Raw genomic sequence first — 18,308 nt, 5'->3', positions numbered from 1 at the left:
GTGCGGCGCAGCATGGCATATTATATATTGATTCTCAATTGCAATAAACATGCAGAACAAAGGCGAAGCGGTTAGCCGGATACCCTGAACTGCTTCTCACGCGATGTTGCGCCGCGCAGCAGTTCCAGCCGCGAGGGCGCCACGCCCAGCGCGCGGGCGAGCAGGTCGCGCACGGCGGCGTTGGCCTTGCCGTCCTCCGGCTGAGCGCGGACTTTGGCAGTGAGGCGGCCCTCTACGATTTCCAGTGCCTCGACCTTTGCGCCCGGCGTTACCCGCAAGGCCAGCGCACCGTCGGCATCGACCATGGCCCGCAGCGCCTCGGCATCCGGCAGCATCGCCCTGGGCCGCGCCATCAGCCCTTCAGCCCGAGCGCCTCGGCATGCAGGCGGCCATTGAGGACATAGCCCTTCACGCCCGACTGGTTGGCGACGACGGCCTCGTCGGTCAGATCGCGCAAGTACTTTGCCGGGCGGCCCATCCAGAGCTGGCGAGCACCGATGCGCTTGCCGGTGAGCTGCGAGCCCGCCGCCAGCATGCCGTCGCTCTCGACATAGGAGCCGTCCATCACGATCGCGCCGAGGCCGATGAAGGCGCGGTCTTCCAGCGTGCAGCCGTGCAGCATGACCATGTGGCCGATCAGCACGTCCTCGCCGATGATCGTGGCGTAACCTTCGGGGCGGTGCGGCTTGGGGCTGTCGCAGTGGACGACGGTGCCGTCCTGGATGTTGGTGCGCGCACCGATGACCACGCGGTTGATGTCAGCGCGGATCACGCAGTTGTACCAGATGCTGGCGTCGGCGCCGATCTCGACGTCACCGATGATGCGGCAGCCGGGCGCGATGAAGGCGCTGGAATGGATGCGCGGCGCCTTGCCGTTGAAGGCGGCGATTGTGATGTCGTTACGGTCGGTCATGGATTCCCCGTCAGCCTGCTCCAGCGGACATACGGCAGGATGGAAGCGTGATCGTCCGTCCAGGGTTCCGGCGCCCGTTCTTCAAGCTTGCTCCATGGGGCATCGGGGCGCTGCCTTGCAAGCCTGTCGAGCACGCTCCGATCCGCCGAAAGCGCGATCCAGCGCGAGGGGGTGTAACGCACTTCGTCTTCGGGAAAGTCCAGCCGCGAAAGCGCCATGAGCCCGCTCGCTCGCGCATTGGCGCCGACCACCGGCGCAAGGTCGATGTAGCGGTTGGAGATGTGCAGGATCAGCAGGCCCCCCGGGGTCAGCGCGCGGCGGTAGACCGCCAGCGCCTCGGTCGTCAGCAGGTGCATGGGGATGGCATCGGAGGAGAAGGCATCGATCACCAGCACGTCGAAGCTGCGCGGCGCGACGTGTGCCAGTTCCAGCCGGGCATCGCCGATCACCACGCGGGCCTTCGGGGTGCAGTCCTTGAGGAAGGTGAACTGCCGCGTCGTGGAGAAGCGCAGCACGACCGGGTCGATCTCGAAGAAAGTCCAGTCCTGCCCCGGCTGCGAACGGCAGGCGAGCGAGCCGGTGCCGAGCCCGACAACGCCCACGCGCGCCTGCGGCCCCTCGATCGCGGGCACTGCCGCCAGCGCGAGGGCGACGCCCGAGCCGGGGCCGTAATAGGTCAGCGCATCGTGCGTGCGCGCGGGATCGAGCGCCTGCATGCCGTGTAGCGTCGTGCCGTGCGCCAGCGTGCGGAAGCGTCCCTCCGCGTCGTCGCGCAAGGTATAGATGCCGAAATAGCTGCGGGTGCGCTCGCCTTCCAGAGTGGCGCGCACGGTCCACAGGCCGCCCTGTCCGACCATGCCGATCAGCAGGACAAGCGCGAAGGCCCCGCGCCATGCCATGACCATCACCCCCACGCCGACGAGGAACACCGTCAGCATCAGGCTGAACAGCGCCTCCTCGGGGTCCAGCACGGTCTGCAGCAGTTCCCAGCCCAGGAAGCCCGCGAAGAGCAGCACCACGGTCAGCGCGATGCGCGCCATGCCGGGCTCCATATCGGTGCTGTCGCGCCAGTTCAGCAGCGGGCGCAGCGGCATCAGCAGCGCGGCGGCGAGGACCAGCAGCGGGTGCTCCCAGGCCCAGTCGAACACCAGCGGCGCGATCAGCGCGGTGAACACGCCGCCCAGCGCTCCGCCCGCCGACATGACGAGGTAGAAGCGGGTAAGCTGCGCCTCTCCCGGCCTCAGGTCGTAGAGCCGCGCGTGCAGCGTCGTCGCCACGCAGAGCAGCAGCAGGCAGGTGCCCGCCACGGCCCACAGGGTGCCCGAGCCATTCGACAGCATCGCGTAGCTGCCCATGAACAGCACCACCACCGGCGCGATGCGGCTGACGAAGGTAGCCGACCCGCGCCGGTCGGAGAACGCGATCACGAAGCTCAGCAGGTAGAGCCCCAGCGGGATCACCCAGAGCAGCGGCATCGCGAAGATGTCGGTGGTGAGATGCGTGGTGGTCGAGAGCATCAGCCCCGAAGGCACCGCCGACAGCGCCAGCCACAGGCCGATGGTGCGGGCGGGGATGCGCTCCGAAGCGTGGGCCTGTGCGATCGGCGCGGGGGTATTGCGGCGGCTGAATCCGGCCAGCGCGATCAGCAGCACCAGCACGGCGAAGCCGCCAGACCACGCGAGGCTCTGCAGACGGACGCTCAGCAGCGGCTCGGCCAGCAGCGGATAGGCGATGAGCCCCGCGAAGCTCCCGAGGTTGGAGGCGGCGTAGAGCGCCCAAGGTGCACCCGCTTCGGGCGCAGCGGCGAACCAGCGCTGCATGAGCGGCGCCTGCGCGGATACGACGAAGAATACCGGGCCGATGCTCGCGCCCAGTAGCAGCGGCACCCATGCGGCCTCCGGCAGCCCGGCGATGCGCGGCATGTCGATCAGGCCCACCGGCAAGGTCAGCGCGGCGACCAGCAGCAGCGCGAGGTGAATCATCGCCTGCCGCTTCAGCGCGAACCGGCCGAGCCAGTGCGCATAGGCGTACCCCGCCAGCAACAGCGCCTGATAGACCAGCATCGCGCTGTTCCACACGTTCGGCGCGCCGCCGAGCCGGGGCAGCGCCATGCGCGCCACCATCGGCTGGACGAGGAACAGCAGGAAACTGCCGACGAGGATGGTGGCGACGAAAAGCCCGCGGCGCGGCGGGGTTGTCCGGGCGGTTTGCAGCATGTGCTCGGCGGTGTCGGTCATTGCGGCAAGACAGGTACGTGGTGCCGGCAGGGAAGGATAGACCTTCACTCGTCATTGCGAGCGCAGCGAAGCAATCCAGGGCGGCTCAAGACTGCCCTGGATTGCTTCGCTACGCTCGCAATGACGAAATGTGGTGCCCTGTGGCTAGCGCCCCGCGCGCCCAATGCTCCGCCACGCCTCGGCGGTGATCGAATGGACGATCGTATCGCCCACCGGCGGCTCGAACCGCGCATCGACGAAGTCCAGTTCCGCGCGCCGCACCATGCCGAGGCGCAGCATCAGGCCCCAGCTGGCGGTGTTCTCGAGGTTGGTGATGGCGAAGATCTCCGCCGCCCCGAACCGCTCGAACCCGGCATCGAGCGAGGCGATGGCAGCTTCCTTGGCATAGCCCTGCCCCCAGGAATCCTCACGAAACCGCCAGCCGATCTCCATCTCGCCGGGGAACGTCGCCCCCGGCGCATCGATAACCTTAAGGCCGCAGAAGCCGAGCACTTCGCCGTCGTCCTTGCGCTGGGCGATCCAGAAGGTGTGGCCGAGACGGTTCTGGAAACCCAGCACCCGCTCCTCGAACAGCGCCACCTTGGCATCGTCCATCACGCCGCCGAGATGGCGCATGACGGCGGGCGTATTGGTGCCCTCTGCGAAACGCGCAATGTCGCCCTCACCCCAGTCGCGCAGGATCAGGCGGTCGGTCTCGATCCTAACCACGCAGCAGCCGCGCCGCATGGGCCGCATGGTATGTCAGCACGCCCGAGGCGCCGGCGCGCTTGAAGGCGGTCAGCGTCTCCAGCACCATGGCGTCGCGATCCGCCGCGCCCGCCGCGACCGCGTGCTCGATCATCGCGTATTCGCCGGAGACCTGATAAGCGAAGACGGGCACCTCGAACGTGTCCTTCACCCGGCGGATGATGTCGAGGTAAGGCAGACCCGGCTTCACCATCACCGTGTCGGCGCCCTCGGCGAGGTCCATCTCGACTTCGCGCAGCGCTTCCTCAGTGTTGCCGGGGTCCATCTGGTAGGTCTTCTTGTCGCCCTTGAGCAGCCCGCGCGAACCGACCGCGTCGCGGAACGGGCCGTAGAACGCCGAGGCGTACTTGGCGGCGTAGCTCATGATCTGGACGTTGATGTGGCCCGCGTCCTCCAGCGCGTCGCGGATCGCGGCGATGCGGCCGTCCATCATGTCTGAAGGCGCGATGATGTCCGCGCCCGCGTTGGCCTGGTTGAGCGACTGGCCGACCAGTGCCTCGACCGTCTCGTCGTTGAGGACGTAGCCCGCATCGTCGATCAGCCCGTCCTGTCCGTGGCTGGTATAGGGATCGAGCGCCACGTCGGTGAGCAGGCCGATTTTATCGCCCAGTTCCGCCCGGATCGCGCGGATCGCGCGGCACATCAGGTTGTCCGGGTTGAGCGCCTCGGCCCCGCCCTCGCTACGGCGATCGGGCTGGGTGTGCGGGAACAGCGCGAGCACCGGGATGCCGAGGTCCACCGCTTCCTTCGCCCGTTCGACGATGAGGTCCACCGACCAGCGCGACACGCCCGGCAGCGCGGCGATGGGCTGCTCCACGCCTTCGCCCTCGGTGATGAAGAGGGGCCAGATGAGGTCCGCCGGGGTCAGCACCGTCTCGCGATGGAGCGCGCGGCTCCAGGCGGTGGCGCGGGTACGGCGGAGGCGGGTGTGGGGATATGTGCCGGTCATGGCGGGGTGCTTGCCGGAAAACGAAGGCGGGGGCAATCGGGGGAGGGTTGCGATTTGCGCGGGTTGGGGTGCGCGGGACTGCCTTGATCCTCCCTGTCGCGAAGCGATGGGGAGGTGGCAGCCCGCAGGGCTGACGGAGGGGGCCGGCTCCCCCCTCCACCACCGACTTCGTCGGCGGTCCCCCTCCCCATTGCTGCGCAACGGGGAGGATAAGGCATCACCGCCCCAGCTTGTCGATCTCGCGCGTGGTCTCGACCGGATCGCTCGCCACCGGCTCGATCGATCCCAGCGCCGCACCCGGAGTCACGCCCAGCAGTGCATTGAGCCGCGCCTTGAAGGCATCGCGCTCGCGCCCGTCGATCTCGGGCCGCTGCATCACCGCGATTCCCGCCGGATTGATGGTGCGACCACCGCGATAGGCCTCGAAGTGGAGATGCGGTCCCGTCGAGAGCCCGGTGGAGCCCACATAGCCGATCACCTGCCCGGCTCGCACATGCGTACCATTGCTGACGGCGATGCGGCTCATGTGGCCGTAGCCGGTGCCGAGACCGCCGCCGTGCTGCAGCCGCACGTAGTTGCCGTGCCCGCCATGCCGCCCGGCGAAGGTCACCACGCCGTCCGCCACCGCATAGATCGGCGCTCCATAAGGCGCGCCGAAGTCGATACCGGCATGCATCCGCACATAACCGAGGATCGGATGGCGCCGCCCGCCATAGGGCGACGTGATCCGCGTGCTCGCCACCGGCTGGCCGATCGGCACGGCGCGGGGTTGGCCGATGGAACTGGCGGCGAACATCTGCCCGTCATTGCCCCAGCGCATCAGCTGCAGTTGCGGCTTCCCGCCCCGCGCGACGCCTGCATAGAGCATTTCCCCCACCTCGCGCTCGCCCTTGGCCGAGCGTTTGTAGGACAGGATCATGTCGAATTCGTCGCCCGAACGCAGATCGCTGTCGAGGCTGAGGTACTTGTCCACCGCGCGCAGGTACGACTGGATCGCCGCCACCGGCGCCCCGGCATTGCGCGCCGAGCGGTAGAGGCTGGAGCCCACGGTGCCGCGAATGCGCAGCGGGGTCTCGTCAACCCGGATCGGATGGCGCACCGCCATAAGACCACCGGCACCGCGCTCGATGGAAAGATCGAGGTCGAACCGCGCCCGGAACGACAGCGAATCGAGTGCCCGCGCCGCGCCCTCGGCGGGACGGCGGCCCAGCGTGATGTCGAACTGCGTGCCCGAACCGATCTCTCCGGCCGGCACGACCTGGCCGACAAGCTGCGTCACTTGCGCCACCTCGGCCGATCCCAGCCCGGCGCGCTGGAGCAGGCCGGGGAGGGTGTCGCCCTGTCCCAGCGTCGAGGTCAGCTGCACGGTAGGTCGCTCGGGCGCGCCGGTCAGCGGGCTGACCAGCGGCGTCGCACCCATGTGGCGGCCGGTGTCGGCCCCCAGCGCGAGCGGGGCGATCGACTGGCTGCGGAATTCGCCCTGCTGGCTGGCGTCGAGCGGCATCGTCGCCGCAGCCTCGACCGCGCTGAAACCGGGGAGCAGCGCCAGCGCAGCGCCGCTCAGGCCCAGCATCGTGGCGAGCCCGCGCAGCCACTTGCGGCTGCCGATGTCGGCGGCAAGGTCGGGGGCCAGTTCGATGCGGTGGCACCAGTTCTCGACCCGGGCGCGCAGGGAAGGGCGGGGTGAAGCTTCGTCGTCCCGGACCTGATCCGGGACCGCTGGCCGAGAACGGCCTTGCTCTGCGGGAAACACCAGAAGCACGGCATCGTCGCGCCGCGTGGCCGCAGGCGTCAGCCCGTCCGGGTTCTGAGTTTCAGCGCGATCGTCGCGATCGCGCTGCTGCGGCTTGAACACCTTCGCGCGGTTCCCTCGTTGCAACCCTTTGGTCCGCGGCGGCGGACCTCGCGCAATTTCCCTGCCCGAACAAGGTTACGAACATCCTAAGACTGTGGATTCAGGGGGGTCTGCGGGATACCCCGAGTCTTGCGAGCGGCGGGCTGCGGTGCCACATTCACCGGCATAATGGTTCAGCACCGGAACGGCTCGGCATTAAAGGACGCTCCCGGCGCGGTGAAGGCGGTGCTTGGCCCGACCAACACCGGCAAGACACACCTCGCGATCGAGCGGATGTGCGCCCACTCCAGCGGCATGATCGGCTTCCCGCTGCGCCTGCTGGCGCGCGAGGTCTACGACCGCGTAGTCAAGATCAAGGGCGAGGCCAGCGTCGCGCTCATCACTGGCGAGGAGCGGATCGAGCCGAAGAACGCCCGCTACCTGCTCTGCACGGCCGAGGCGATGCCCGTGTCCGAACGCTCGATGGCCTTCGTCGCCATCGACGAGGCGCAACTGGCGGCGGATCGCGAGCGCGGCCATGTCTTCACCGATCGCCTGCTGCACGCACGGGGCAGGGAGGAGACGATGATCCTCGGCTCCTCCACCGCCGAGCCGCTGGTGAAGGCACTGGTGCCCGGGGTGGAGGTCGTCACCCGCCCGCGCTTCTCCACCCTGACTCACGCGGGCGCGAAGAAGCTCAGCCGCGTGCCGCCCCGCAGCGCCATCGTCGCCTTCTCGACCGAGCAGGTCTATGCCATCGCCGAAATGCTGCGCCGGTTCCGGGGCGGCGCGGCGGTGGTGATGGGCGCGCTCAGCCCGCAGACGCGCAACGCCCAGGTGGCGCTCTACCAGTCGGGGGAGGTGGACTACCTCGTCGCCACCGACGCGATCGGCATGGGCCTCAACCTCGATGTCGAGCATGTCGCCTTCGCGGGCCTCTCCAAGTACGACGGCCGTCGCCACCGCCGCCTGACGCCGCCCGAGATGGCGCAGATCGCCGGGCGGGCAGGGCGCCACCAGAAGGACGGCAGCTTCGGCACGCTCACCGGCACCGGCGGCCACGATTCCGAATTCGACCCAGAAGAAATCTACGCGATCGAGGAACACCGCTTCGCGCCCCTGACCAAGCTGTTCTGGCGCGAGCCCGAGCCCCGCTTCGACAGCCTCGCCACCCTAATCGCCGACCTCGAAACGCCGCCGCTGCGCCCCGAACTCGCGCCTGCGCCCGAGGCGATCGACCTCGCCGTGCTCAAGCGCCTCGCGGACGAGGGGCCGGTGGCGGACACCGTGCGCGGGTTCGGGCAGGTGCGCCGCTTCTGGGACGTGTGCCGTCTGCCGGACTTTCGCCAGCAGGGGGTGGAAACGCATTCGCGCTTCGTCGCGCGGCTGTGGCAGGACCTCCGCAGCGGCGAACTCGGGGCCGATTTCGTCGCCGGGCAGATCGCGCAACTGGACCGCACCGGCGGCGACATCGACACGCTGCAGGGCCGCATCGCCGCGATCCGTTCGTGGGCCTACATCGCCCAGCGTCCCGATTGGGTACTCGCGCGCGATGAAATGGCCGCCCGCGCCCGTGCGGTTGAGGCTCGACTTTCGGACGCACTTCACGGAAAGCTGACGGAACGATTCATCAACCGCAGGACGGCCGTTCTGATGAAGAAGCTGGGACCGGATACCGGACTGCTCTCGGTCCGGCTGGAAGACGAGGAAGTGCTGGTCGAGGGCGAGCACATCGGCTCGCTGCGCGGCTTCACCTTCCAGGTCGATCCCGGCGCGCGCCTGTCTGATCGCAAGCTGCTGCTGGCGGCGGCGGAAAAGCACTTGTCCACGCTGCTCGGCACGCGTGCCGATGCGCTGGTCACGGGCATTCACGAAGGCACCGCCGCGATCACCTTGGCCGACGGCGCGCTTGTCTGGGACGGGCAGAAGCTGGCGAGCCTCGCGCCCGGCCGCTCGCTGCTGGCGCCGGTGATGGTGCCCGACCGTGCGCTCGATGCCGTGCCCGACGTGTCGCGCAAGGCGCTCGTCGCCGCGCTGGAAGTGTGGCTGGAGGCGGCACTGAAGCCACTCGCCCCGCTCGCCAAATTGGACGAGGCAAGCCGCGCGACCGACGCCGGGTCGGACTTGCGCGCGCTGCTCATCACCCTGGTCGAGCGCGGCGGCATGACCGCGCGCGAGGAATCGGGGCTGGACCGACTCGACAAGCAGCGCCGCACGATGCTGGCGCGGCTGGGCGTGCGGGTAGGGGCGCTCGACCTCTTCGTGCCCGCCATGCTGCGCACGCCGGTCATTGCGCTGTGGCGGCAGCTGGCGAAAGTATCGGGCAAGAAAGAGGGCGGAGCGCCCGCTCCCGACATGCCGCCGGTGCTGCCCGCCGGAAACCATCGCCCGCCGCCCGGCTACCGCGCGCTTGGCAAGCAATTGCTACGCCTCGACATGGCCGAGAAGCTGCTGCGCGAGGCGCATGAACTTCGTGCGGCGGAAAAGCGCGGCAGCTTCGCGCTCGATCCGGCGCGGGCGGTCTCGATGGGACTGACGACCTCCAGCTATGCCCGGCTGCTCCGGCTCGGCGGATTCCAGCCGCTGATGCCGCGCGCGCTGGCGGAAGGACAGCACGGGCCGCCCGCCCCGGTGCGCTGGCGCTGGCGTCCGCCCCGCCGCCAGGCCGAGCCCGAGCGCGCGGCCCCGGTGCGGCGCGACGGCGCCTTCGCGGCGCTTGCGGACATGGTGCGGTAGGCCGGGTGCGGTAGGGAGGACCGATGGCGACAGGGATGCGCGTCGACAAGCTGCTGTGGTTCCTGCGCCTCGCCAGGACCCGGCCGGTCGCGCAGACGCTGGCCGAAGAGGGCCACATGCGGCTCAACGGCCGTCGCATCGACCGCGCCCACCAGAAGATCGCGGCGGGCGACGTGCTGACGCTTCCGATAGCTGGAGGCGTGCGGGTGATAGAAGTCCTATCCTTGCCCGAACGGCGCGGACCCTATAGCGAAGCTGTCAGCTGCTACAGAGTGCTTGACGGCAGGCCCGTCGATCCCATAGCTGCGCCCGAATCGAATGACGCCTGAAGGAAGGATACCGCACTCATGACGTATGTCGTCACCGACGCCTGCATCAGGTGCAAGTACACGGACTGCGTGGAAGTCTGCCCCGTGGACTGCTTCTACGAAGGCGAGAACATGCTGGTCATCAACCCCAGCGAATGCATCGACTGCGGCGTGTGCGAGCCCGAATGCCCGGCGGAAGCGATCCTGCCCGACACCGAGAGCGGCCTTGAGCAGTGGATGGAGATCAACGCCAAGTATTCGGCGGAATGGCCCAACCTCACCACCCGCAAGGACGCGCCGGACGATGCCGACGCGATGAAGGGCGAGGAAGGCAAGTTCGAAAAGTATTTCTCGCCCGAGCCCGGCGAAGGCGACTGATCCTGCTGCGGCGGGCCTGAGGCTCGCCGACCAAAACCCGCAGATTCCCGTGGTTTGCGCTTTGTGCAACAGAGCCACGGAAGACCCATGAGGCGCGAAACGGAAACGTTTACGCGCCTCTGGATTTTTTGGCATATTGCTGCTATATAATCGTTCAACTGCCCGAGCCTTCTGCTCGTTCGGCAGGCATTTTCATTGCGAGGCAGGGTTCGAAAGCAGACGGTTGGGAGAGTGATCTGACCGGGCGCGGAGACGATTCGTCTCCCTGTCGCACCCCCGGTTATCTCCCGATTTGAACAAACTGGAACCCTGCAGGTGAAAGGACGATACATGGCAACCAGGATCGATGCATTCGATGTTGGAGATTACGTCGTTTACCCGAAGCACGGTGTTGGTCGGGTTATTGAGCTGCAGAAGCAGGAAATCGCCGGGATGCAGCTCGAGCTTTACGTGTTGCGGTTCGAGAAAGAGCGCATGACCCTGCGCGTTCCCGTCAACAAGGTCGAATCGATCGGCATGCGCAAGCTGTCTTCGGACAAGACCCTGCGCGAAGCGCTCGATACCCTCAAGGGCAAGCCCAAGGTGAAGCGTACCATGTGGTCGCGCCGTGCCCAGGAATACGAAGCGAAGATCAACTCGGGCGACCTCGTGTCGATCGCCGAAGTGACCCGCGACCTGTTCCGCGCCGACGACCAGCCCGAACAGAGCTATTCGGAGCGTCAGATCTTCGAAGCCGCTTCGTCGCGCCTGGCCCGCGAACTCGCGGCGATGGAAAAGACCGACGAGCAGGCCGCGCTCAAGAAGATCCTCGCGATCCTCAACGAGCACGCGCCCAAGTACTACGACACCGCCGAGACCGCCTGATCCTTTCAGGCGTTCCACGTGGAACCATGGGGCCGCTTCCGCAAGGGAGCGGCCCCTGTCGTTTGTAGTCCGGCGTTTTGGAGACGATTGTTCATTGCGCTGTCATCTGGTGCGTGTGAAGCTGGCGGTATGAAGCGTCTTGTCGTCCCCTTCGCCGTGTTGATGGCCCTGCCGATGCTCTCGGGCTGCGTTCGCACCGCCGCCAGCATCGTCACCGCTCCGGTACGCGTGGCGGGCAAGGCGGTCGACTGGACCACCACCAGCCAGTCCGAATCCGACGAAAAGCGCGGCCGCGCCCTGCGCAAGCGGGATGAGGAACTGGGCAAGCTCAACCGCAGCTACGAGAAGAACACCCGCGACTGCCAGCGCGGTTCCGAAGCCGCCTGCGACCGTGCGCGCAACGATTACGGCGCGATGCAGGACTTGCGCGAAAAGGCGATCTGATCGCGCTGGGAAGGGCGGTGGCTCTTCCGTCACTACATCAACAAACTTCGTCATTGCGAGCGTAGCGAAGCAATACAGGGCAGTATCAAACCGTCCTGGATTGCTTCGCTACGCTCGCAATGACGAGGGGGTGGGGATGCGCCGTATCGGAGCCCCGATTTAGTCGAGCCTCAATGCACCGGCGGATCGACCGGCGGCACCTTGCCGACCGGCGACACCGGCTCACCCGGTTCGCGCGGAGGTAGAGCGTTTTCCGGCACTTCGTCGATCTGCATCGCCGGGGTCGGCACCTTCTCCAGATTGCGCGCGGTCACCCGGATCTGGTCGCCGTCGATCACGATCTCGTTGAAGCTAGGCGGTGTGGAGCGAATGCGCTTCGACAGCGTGCCCGCACCGATCATCCGAAGCGGCCCGGCGGATGTCTGCTCGGTCAGGTCGAACGGGTCGTGGATATGACCCGAGAGCACCGCCATGACCTTGCGCCCGGCCAGCACTTTCATCGTGCGGGTGCCGTTGATGGTCAGCAGCTTACCGTCCGCGCGGCGCTCAGGCAGCGGGTGGTGGCAGGTGACGAGGACGCGCGTGCCTTCGGGCAGGGCGTCGATCTGCGCCAGCGTCTGCTTCAGGGCATGATCGGTCACCCAGCCATTCGACCAGGGGAAGCGCTGATACTGCGCGCGCGTGGTCGTGCGCAGCGGCACGATGGCGAGGTTGGGCAGGTCCAGCTGGGTCTCGACCATCCGCTCGATCGCCTTGAACCGGCGATAGGGGTCGAAGAAACGCTGGTAGAGGTTGAAGTAGGGAATGTCGTGATTGCCCACCTCGACCGTGACCGGCACGTCGAGGCCCTGAATCCACTCGCACGCGGCCTGGAATTCGGGGTGGCGGGCACGCATGGTCAGGTCGCCGGTGATCGCGACGGCATGCGGCATCTCACGATCGATGCAGGCCTTGGCCCAGTCGATGGCCTGCTGATCGACCAACCCGAAATGGATGTCGCTCAGATGGAACAACCGCAACGGACCGTTGTACATCGAGGCCGTCTTGCCGTGCATTATCCGTCGAACTCCTTCGTCGTCACCAGGTCGACCTCGCAGGTGCCCAGTTCGAAAATTTCCTCGGCGGCGCCGTCGAACGGCTCGCCGTCTATCAGCAGGCCCATCGGCTCGCCCGTGGGGCAGACCAGCCGCAGCCTGGGGTGACGGCCCAGTTCGTCGTGCGGGCCGTCGCGAAAGTTACGGTTGAGCAGGGCGATGCCTTGCCCGGCGTAGTCCCCCAGCGACTCGGCATAATAGCCGTTCGCTCGCAGGCCGTCGTCCTTGGGAACAACCGTGATCGCGGCATAGCCTTCCTCTCGTCCCCCGTCGACCTCCGTACTACCGACCTCGGCGCACATGACTTTCGGGCCGTTCGCGGACTGGGCGATCGCCTCGCGCGTCGAGGCGACGAAATCGATCACGTTCATCGCGCGCATCGCCTCGCGCACTTCGTTCCACACCGTCCCCGGCCCGGCGAGCGCGCCGGTGAGGCCGATGCCGTGGCGGGAGACGATCACCGGCGGACGCACCGTGCTCAGGGCCGCGCCGGAAAGTCGCGCGACGATCTCGGGCGCAGGTACGTCGCCGTGCATGCGCTTGGCGAGGAGGTTCATCGTCCCGCCCGGCAGCACCAGCACGGCACCGCCCCAGCCATAGGCCTCCATGACCACCGAGTGCGTCGTGCCATCACCGCCGAATACCGCCAGCATGTCCACGCCCGCCGCATCGAGATCGGCGGGCTGAGGGGCGGGATCGTCGGGAAAGCGCAGCACCCGGTCAGAGCCGAGGCCAGCCGCCTCGAAGGCGGCGAGCAGTTCCTCCACCGCCGCGTCGTTGTTGCTGCCGCTGGCCGCGTTGCAGACGAGCCAGACCTTTGCCGAAGATGTGCCGTTTGAAGTCATGCCCGCACAAGCGCCCGAGCCGGGGCAGGGTTCCCCGGCGAAGTTCCCTTCAAACGCGCCCGCTGAAGACCAGCCAGGCGGACACGCCATTGAGGGCAGTATAGAGCGCGTAGAGCAGCGCCCAGCCGGTCGATCCCGACGCCGCGACGATCATCACACCCACCAGCATCACGAACTCGACGATGAGGCTCAGCCGCCCGCCAAGCGCCTGGAAGAACCACGGCACATGCATCAGCATCGGGTGGTTGCTTTCGAGCAGCGCCTTGTGCGCGGCGAAATTGACGATTCCGAGGCAGAATACGAGGATCAGGGGGGTCATGTGCGGCCAGTCTATCGACTGCGCGGCGGCAGCGCCACCGCATTGCGCACGATTCGATCGCCCGTGGCGCACGACGCGTCATCATCTTGCATGTCGTTCGTCGACTACAAATGTCGTTGGTCCGTCCGCCTGCGCCTTCGTCGGATCACTTCTGCCCGCAATCGACCTTCGCGTGATCGTGTGCCGGATGTGAGGCACATCACACTCATCGAGCCGGACGGAACACAGTTCTTCCCCACGGCTCACACCGTGAGGAGGAAAATACCATGTTCAAGACCGCACCCAAGACCGCCATCTTCGCCGCCGCAGCCCTCTGCACCGTCGGCCTGTTCTCGGCCCCGGCCGCCTTCGCCAAGAGCGTCGAAGTCCGCTACGCCGACCTCGACCTCGGCACCGTCGAAGGGCAGGGCATGCTGCAGAAGCGTATCAACAAGGCCGCCCGCAGCGTCTGCCGCGTCAGCCGCCCGACGACGGGCACCCACATCGACAGCAACGTCGACACCGAGTGCTACCGTCAGGCCCGCCTGAACGTGCAGCAGCAGGTCGCCGCCGCGATCGACAAGGCCGACGACACCCGCCTCGGCGGCTAAGGCTTAAACCCCATCAATCCAGGTCCCAAAAGAAGAAAAGACCCGGAAAAATCCTGATGGCGGGCTTAGCGGCCCGCCATTTTCTTTACGCCGGGAAGATACGTTCGACCGATCCGCAAGGCCTCTCCGTCCGCCGTTTCCGCCGACCAGACGCCAAGCCCCTCGTGACGCAAGCCCGAAACGTGGCTGCGCTGCAGGATGCAACTGCGATGGATACGGATGAACCGCTCAGGGTCGAGGCGCTCCTCCAGACTCGTGATGGTCTGGAGCAGCAGGTAGCTTTGCGTCCCCACATGCAGGCGCACGTAATCGCGCTCGGCATCGATGCGCTGGACCTCGGCGGCGGGCACGCGCACCAGTTCGGATCGGTGCGGCACCCAGAATTCGTCGAGCCACTGGCTGAGCGCCGGAACCTGAGCCCGCTCGCCCCGGCGCGACACCACGCGGGTCACGGCGCGCTGCAGGCGATCAGGCGCCACCGGCTTGAGGACATAGTCCACCGCATCGAGATCGAACGCCTCGACCGCGAACTCATCGTGCGCGGTCACGAAGATCACCGCCGGAGCGTCCGGCCGGCCGCCCAGCGTGCGCGCCACGGTGAGCCCGTCGGTCTCCGGCATCGTCAGGTCGAGCAGCACCAGGTCGGGCGTCAGCGCATCGATCAGGCGCAACGCGGCCTGGCCGTCGCTCGCCGTGCCGATCACGGAAATCCCTTCGATCCGGGAGCAGATCACCTGCATGCGCTCGACAGCCAGCGGCTCGTCGTCGACGATCAGGGTGCGCAGGGGAGCGGCGGGCGCGGCGCCTTCGGGCTCAGACATTACCCGCCTCCAGCGGCATGCGCAGGATCGTCGCGAAACCGCCGTTCGGGCGCTTGCCGTAGGAGATCGTCGCAGCCTCCCCGTAACGCGCCCGCAGGCGGTCGCGCACGTTGTTGAGGCCGATGCCGCAGCCCTCGGTCTTGATCTTCAACTCGCCGCTCATCTCTCCGGGTCCATCGTCATGGACGGCGACGACGAGCTGGCCACCCTCGCGCCGCGCCTCGATGGCAATGGTCACCGGCCGCTGCGTCGCGGCGACGGCATACTTCACGGAATTCTCGACGAGCGGTTGCAATATCATGCCCGGAACTTTCGCATCGAGAACGGCCTCGTCAATATCGATATGCGTTAGCAATCGATTGGGGAAGCGGACTGCCTCGATCGCGAAGTAAAGGCGCTGCAGCTCTATCTCGTCAACCAGCGAAAGATCGTTGGTGGGATCACCTGACAAAGTGCGGCGGTAGAACGTCGACAGCGTCTGGATCATCTCTTCGGCATCGTCCTGCCGTCCGACCATGACCAGCGCCGACAGCGAATTGAGCGTGTTGAACAGGAAATGCGGATTCACCTGATAGCGCAGCGAACGCAGTTCGGCCTGTTCGGCGGCGCGGCGGTATTCGCCCTCGCGCCGTTCTGCCGCGCGGGCCTCCTCGGCCTTGGCGAGCGCGAAGTAGAGCGCCACCCACGCGAGCACGAGGAAGTAGCGTCCGAACGCCGTGTCGGCGATGTTCGCCCAGCGCCCGAAATTGGCGCCGAGGGCAGAGTTGGTCTTGATCGTGATCGCCGAGGAATGCTGCGGCCGGGCTGCGCCGCTTTCCTCGCTCGGCGCATCCGTCGGCTCGTCCGGAACCTCGCTGGAGCCAGGTGCTGGCGGGGCGGGGGGAGCGGGCGGCGGCAGGATCTTGGGCAGGTCCACCAGGATGTTGCCGGCCTCGTCCTGCGTGATGCGCACGTTGCCCGCAGCCACCGCTGCCGCATCTTCCTCGCTGCCGTAGGCTGCCGGGCGTTCAATGTCGGAGAAGATCACGTCGTTGACGATGCTGAGCACCAGCGACAGCGGGAACGCGCCGATCAGCACGATGGCGAAGCGGACCCGGCCCGATTTGCGATCCAGCAGCTGCAGCAGCGGCCAGACGGCGGCCATTACCAGCATCGAGACGATGCAGATCGTCAGGCGCCGCGACAGGAACGACCAGTCGAGGTCGAACCCCATGACCAGACCGCGCAAGCTGGCCACGATGAAGTAGCAGGCCCACAAGGCCGCCAGCGACAGGAGGACGAGCCGCGCCGGAACGCGGGGAGGGGGTGCTGCTTCGGACATTACCGCCCGGTCTAGCGCGAAAACGGTTCGTCGCACCACACCTTCCATCGGACGGAGATTGTCGTTGGTCGAAGGGGGCTGGCAGCTCACGCCCCCCGTTTTGTCATTGCGAGCGTAGCGAAGCAATCCAGGGCGGTTTACGCGGCCCTGGATTGCTTCGCTACGCTCGCAATGACGCAGGTGGGTGTGTGAGGGCAGTTCCGTGACCCCGACGGCGCGCGCCGGGGTCACGGGAAAGAAATCACACCAGCAGGTGTTCCTCGGCGATCTTCGTCTTCCACACCGGCGGGGCCAGCGTGTGGACGTTCTTGCCTTCGGAATCGACGGCCACGGTCACCGGCATGTCCTGCACGGTGAATTCGTAGATCGCCTCCATGCCGAGGTCCGCGAAGCCGACGACCTTGGCTTCCTTGATCGCGCGGGCGACGAGGTAGGCCGCGCCGCCAACCGCCATCAGATAGGCCGACTTGTGCTTGGCGATGGACTCGGTCGCCGCCGGGCCGCGCTCGGACTTGCCGATGCTGGCGAGCAGGCCGAGGTCGAGCATGGTGTCGGAGAACTTGTCCATGCGGGTGGCGGTGGTCGGGCCGGCCGGGCCGACGACTTCCTCGCGCACCGGATCGACCGGGCCGACGTAGTAGATCACGCGGCCCTTGAAATCGACCGGCAGTTCCTCGCCCTTGGCCAGCATGTCGGCGATGCGCTTGTGCGCGGCGTCGCGCCCGGTCAGCATCTTGCCGTTGAGCAACAGGCGATCGCCCTGCTTCCAGCTCTGGACTTCCTCAGCGGTCAGCGTGTCGAGGTTGACCTTGATCGCTTCCTTGCTCGGCTTCCACTCGACCTTGGGCCACTCGTCGAGGTTCGGCGTCTCGAGGAAGCTCGGGCCGGAACCGTCCAGCGTGAAGTGCGCGTGGCGGGTGGCGGCGCAGTTCGGGATCATCGCGACGGGCTTGCCCGCGGCATGGCACGGCCAGTCGAGGATCTTGACGTCGAGGATCGTGGCAAGGCCGCCGAGGCCCTGCGCGCCGATACCCAGCGCGTTGACCTTGTCGAAGATTTCGATGCGCAGCGCCTCGATGTCGTTCTGTGGGCCGCGCTGCTTCAGCTGCGCCATGTCGATCGGCTCCATCAGGCTCTGCTTGGCGAGCTTGACGCAATGCTCGGCGGTGCCGCCGATGCCGATGCCCAGCATGCCCGGCGGGCACCAGCCAGCCCCCATCTGCGGCAGCATCTCGATCACCCAGTCGACGATGGAATCGCTGGGATTCATCATCTTGAACTTGGACTTGTTCTCAGACCCGCCGCCCTTGGCCGCGACGTCGACCGAGATTTTCGAGCCCGGGACCATCTCCACCGACAGCACGCAAGGAGTGTTGTCCTTGGTGTTGCGGCGGGTGAAGGCGGGGTCGGCCAGCACCGAGGCGCGCAGCTTGTTCTCGGGGTGGTTGTAGGCGCGGCGCACGCCGTCATCGACGACGTCTTGCAAGCTGCGCTCGGACTCGAGGCGGCAATTCTGGCCCCACTCGATGAAGACGTTGACGATGCCGGTGTCCTGGCAGATCGGGCGGTGACCCTCGGCGCACATGCGGCTGTTGGTCAGGATCTGGGCGATGGCGTCCTTGGCCGCCGGGCCCTGCTCCGCTTCGTAGGCGTCGCCCAGCGCGCGGATGTAATCCATCGGGTGGTAGTAGCTGATATACTGCAATGCGTCGGCGACGGACTCGATGAGGTCCTCTTCGCGGATGGTCACCATTTCTGTCATGGAATTCTCCGGTCTTCTTGGCCCGATCTGGCGGATAACGTCGGATTTTTGCCGCTCCATAAGCCGCATGGGCGTGATCGTCAAAGTGCTTGATCGGATCGACGGGCGTTGTTTCATGGGGCTTGGCCTGAGAGGCCGGTTCGCAT

General features: G+C 67.0%; 18 protein-coding genes. 6 read left to right on the top strand and 12 right to left on the bottom strand.

What is annotated here, in order from left to right; all coding sequences use genetic code 11:
* Nucleotides 1–71: 71 nt before the first annotated feature.
* From PKE80_RS11815 to PKE80_RS11790, 6 genes are all read right to left on the bottom strand, one after another.
* Nucleotides 72–353, bottom strand: a complete 282-nt coding sequence (locus PKE80_RS11815; protein WP_271182617.1) for a DUF167 domain-containing protein — start codon at nucleotides 351–353, stop codon at nucleotides 72–74.
* Nucleotides 353–913, bottom strand: coding sequence for a gamma carbonic anhydrase family protein (locus tag PKE80_RS11810; protein ID WP_271182616.1), 561 nt, complete (start codon nucleotides 911–913; stop codon nucleotides 353–355). Before PKE80_RS11810 ends, PKE80_RS11815 begins: the two co-directional genes overlap by 1 nt.
* Complete coding sequence (locus PKE80_RS11805) at nucleotides 910–3,150, bottom strand: spermidine synthase (RefSeq protein ID WP_271182615.1); 2,241 nt, start codon at nucleotides 3,148–3,150, stop codon at nucleotides 910–912. Before PKE80_RS11805 ends, PKE80_RS11810 begins: the two co-directional genes overlap by 4 nt.
* Before the next feature lie 144 nt (nucleotides 3,151–3,294).
* Complete coding sequence (locus PKE80_RS11800) at nucleotides 3,295–3,858, bottom strand: GNAT family N-acetyltransferase (protein WP_271182614.1); 564 nt, start codon at nucleotides 3,856–3,858, stop codon at nucleotides 3,295–3,297.
* Nucleotides 3,851–4,846, bottom strand: coding sequence for a porphobilinogen synthase (gene hemB, locus PKE80_RS11795; protein ID WP_271182613.1), 996 nt, complete (start codon nucleotides 4,844–4,846; stop codon nucleotides 3,851–3,853). Before hemB ends, PKE80_RS11800 begins: the two co-directional genes overlap by 8 nt.
* Nucleotides 4,847–5,063: 217 nt before the next feature.
* On the bottom strand, nucleotides 5,064–6,701 hold the full coding sequence (locus PKE80_RS11790; RefSeq protein WP_271182612.1) for a M23 family metallopeptidase: 1,638 nt from the start codon (nucleotides 6,699–6,701) through the stop codon (nucleotides 5,064–5,066).
* A 168-nt stretch (nucleotides 6,702–6,869) separates the two neighbouring features.
* On the opposite strand from PKE80_RS11790, the gene PKE80_RS11785 reads away from it, so the two are divergent.
* The 5 genes from PKE80_RS11785 (at nucleotide 6,870) to PKE80_RS11765 (ending at nucleotide 11,410) form a co-directional block, all read left to right on the top strand.
* Nucleotides 6,870–9,416: a helicase-related protein gene (locus PKE80_RS11785; protein ID WP_271182611.1), complete on the top strand. Its 2,547-nt coding sequence runs from the start codon at nucleotides 6,870–6,872 to the stop codon at nucleotides 9,414–9,416.
* Between the two features lie 23 nt (nucleotides 9,417–9,439).
* Complete coding sequence (locus PKE80_RS11780) at nucleotides 9,440–9,745, top strand: RNA-binding S4 domain-containing protein (protein WP_008830933.1); 306 nt, start codon at nucleotides 9,440–9,442, stop codon at nucleotides 9,743–9,745.
* Between the two features lie 18 nt (nucleotides 9,746–9,763).
* Nucleotides 9,764–10,102 carry a ferredoxin FdxA gene (gene fdxA / locus PKE80_RS11775; RefSeq protein ID WP_008830932.1) on the top strand — a complete coding sequence of 113 codons (339 nt, stop codon included), beginning with the start codon at nucleotides 9,764–9,766 and terminating at the stop codon, nucleotides 10,100–10,102.
* 330 nt (nucleotides 10,103–10,432) lie between these two features.
* Nucleotides 10,433–10,966, top strand: a complete 534-nt coding sequence (locus tag PKE80_RS11770; RefSeq protein ID WP_008830931.1) for a CarD family transcriptional regulator — start codon at nucleotides 10,433–10,435, stop codon at nucleotides 10,964–10,966.
* A gap of 129 nt (nucleotides 10,967–11,095) precedes the next feature.
* Nucleotides 11,096–11,410, top strand: coding sequence for a hypothetical protein (locus PKE80_RS11765; protein ID WP_271182610.1), 315 nt, complete (start codon nucleotides 11,096–11,098; stop codon nucleotides 11,408–11,410).
* 170 nt (nucleotides 11,411–11,580) lie between these two features.
* On the opposite strand, the gene PKE80_RS11760 is transcribed toward PKE80_RS11765, so the two are convergent.
* Genes PKE80_RS11760 through PKE80_RS11750 form a run of 3 tightly spaced genes read right to left on the bottom strand, consistent with a single transcriptional unit; the run spans nucleotide 11,581 to nucleotide 13,668 of the window.
* Nucleotides 11,581–12,465, bottom strand: a complete 885-nt coding sequence (locus PKE80_RS11760) for a metallophosphoesterase family protein (RefSeq protein WP_271182609.1) — start codon at nucleotides 12,463–12,465, stop codon at nucleotides 11,581–11,583.
* On the bottom strand, nucleotides 12,465–13,349 hold the full coding sequence (locus PKE80_RS11755; RefSeq protein WP_271182608.1) for a diacylglycerol kinase family protein: 885 nt from the start codon (nucleotides 13,347–13,349) through the stop codon (nucleotides 12,465–12,467). Before PKE80_RS11755 ends, PKE80_RS11760 begins: the two co-directional genes overlap by 1 nt.
* A 49-nt stretch (nucleotides 13,350–13,398) precedes the next feature.
* Nucleotides 13,399–13,668 (bottom strand): hypothetical protein, encoded by a 270-nt coding sequence (locus PKE80_RS11750; RefSeq protein WP_036525843.1) that lies wholly within the window; start codon nucleotides 13,666–13,668, stop codon nucleotides 13,399–13,401.
* Between the two features lie 266 nt (nucleotides 13,669–13,934).
* Between PKE80_RS11750 and PKE80_RS11745 the strand changes: the two genes are divergently transcribed.
* Complete coding sequence (locus PKE80_RS11745; protein ID WP_008830926.1) at nucleotides 13,935–14,258, top strand: UrcA family protein; 324 nt, start codon at nucleotides 13,935–13,937, stop codon at nucleotides 14,256–14,258.
* Between the two features lie 65 nt (nucleotides 14,259–14,323).
* On the opposite strand, the gene PKE80_RS11740 is transcribed toward PKE80_RS11745, so the two are convergent.
* The 3 genes from PKE80_RS11740 to PKE80_RS11730 all read right to left on the bottom strand — a co-directional run bounded on the left by PKE80_RS11740 (nucleotide 14,324) and on the right by PKE80_RS11730 (nucleotide 18,162).
* Nucleotides 14,324–15,079: a LytR/AlgR family response regulator transcription factor gene (locus PKE80_RS11740; RefSeq protein WP_036525632.1), complete on the bottom strand. Its 756-nt coding sequence runs from the start codon at nucleotides 15,077–15,079 to the stop codon at nucleotides 14,324–14,326.
* Nucleotides 15,072–16,490 (bottom strand): histidine kinase, encoded by a 1,419-nt coding sequence (locus PKE80_RS11735; protein ID WP_271182607.1) that lies wholly within the window; start codon nucleotides 16,488–16,490, stop codon nucleotides 15,072–15,074. The genes PKE80_RS11740 and PKE80_RS11735 overlap by 8 nt, the downstream gene beginning before the upstream one ends.
* A gap of 151 nt (nucleotides 16,491–16,641) precedes the next feature.
* The gene (locus PKE80_RS11730; protein WP_271182606.1) at nucleotides 16,642–18,162 is read right to left on the bottom strand and encodes a fumarate hydratase; all 1,521 of its coding nucleotides are present in this window, start codon (nucleotides 18,160–18,162) and stop codon (nucleotides 16,642–16,644) included.
* Nucleotides 18,163–18,308 lie beyond the last annotated feature (146 nt).

The sequence above is a fragment of the Novosphingobium resinovorum genome (assembly GCF_027922145.1).
Taxonomy (GTDB): domain Bacteria; phylum Pseudomonadota; class Alphaproteobacteria; order Sphingomonadales; family Sphingomonadaceae; genus Novosphingobium; species Novosphingobium resinovorum.
Note: the sequence above shows the minus strand (reverse complement) of the source record. Positions and strands in the feature narration are given on the sequence as shown.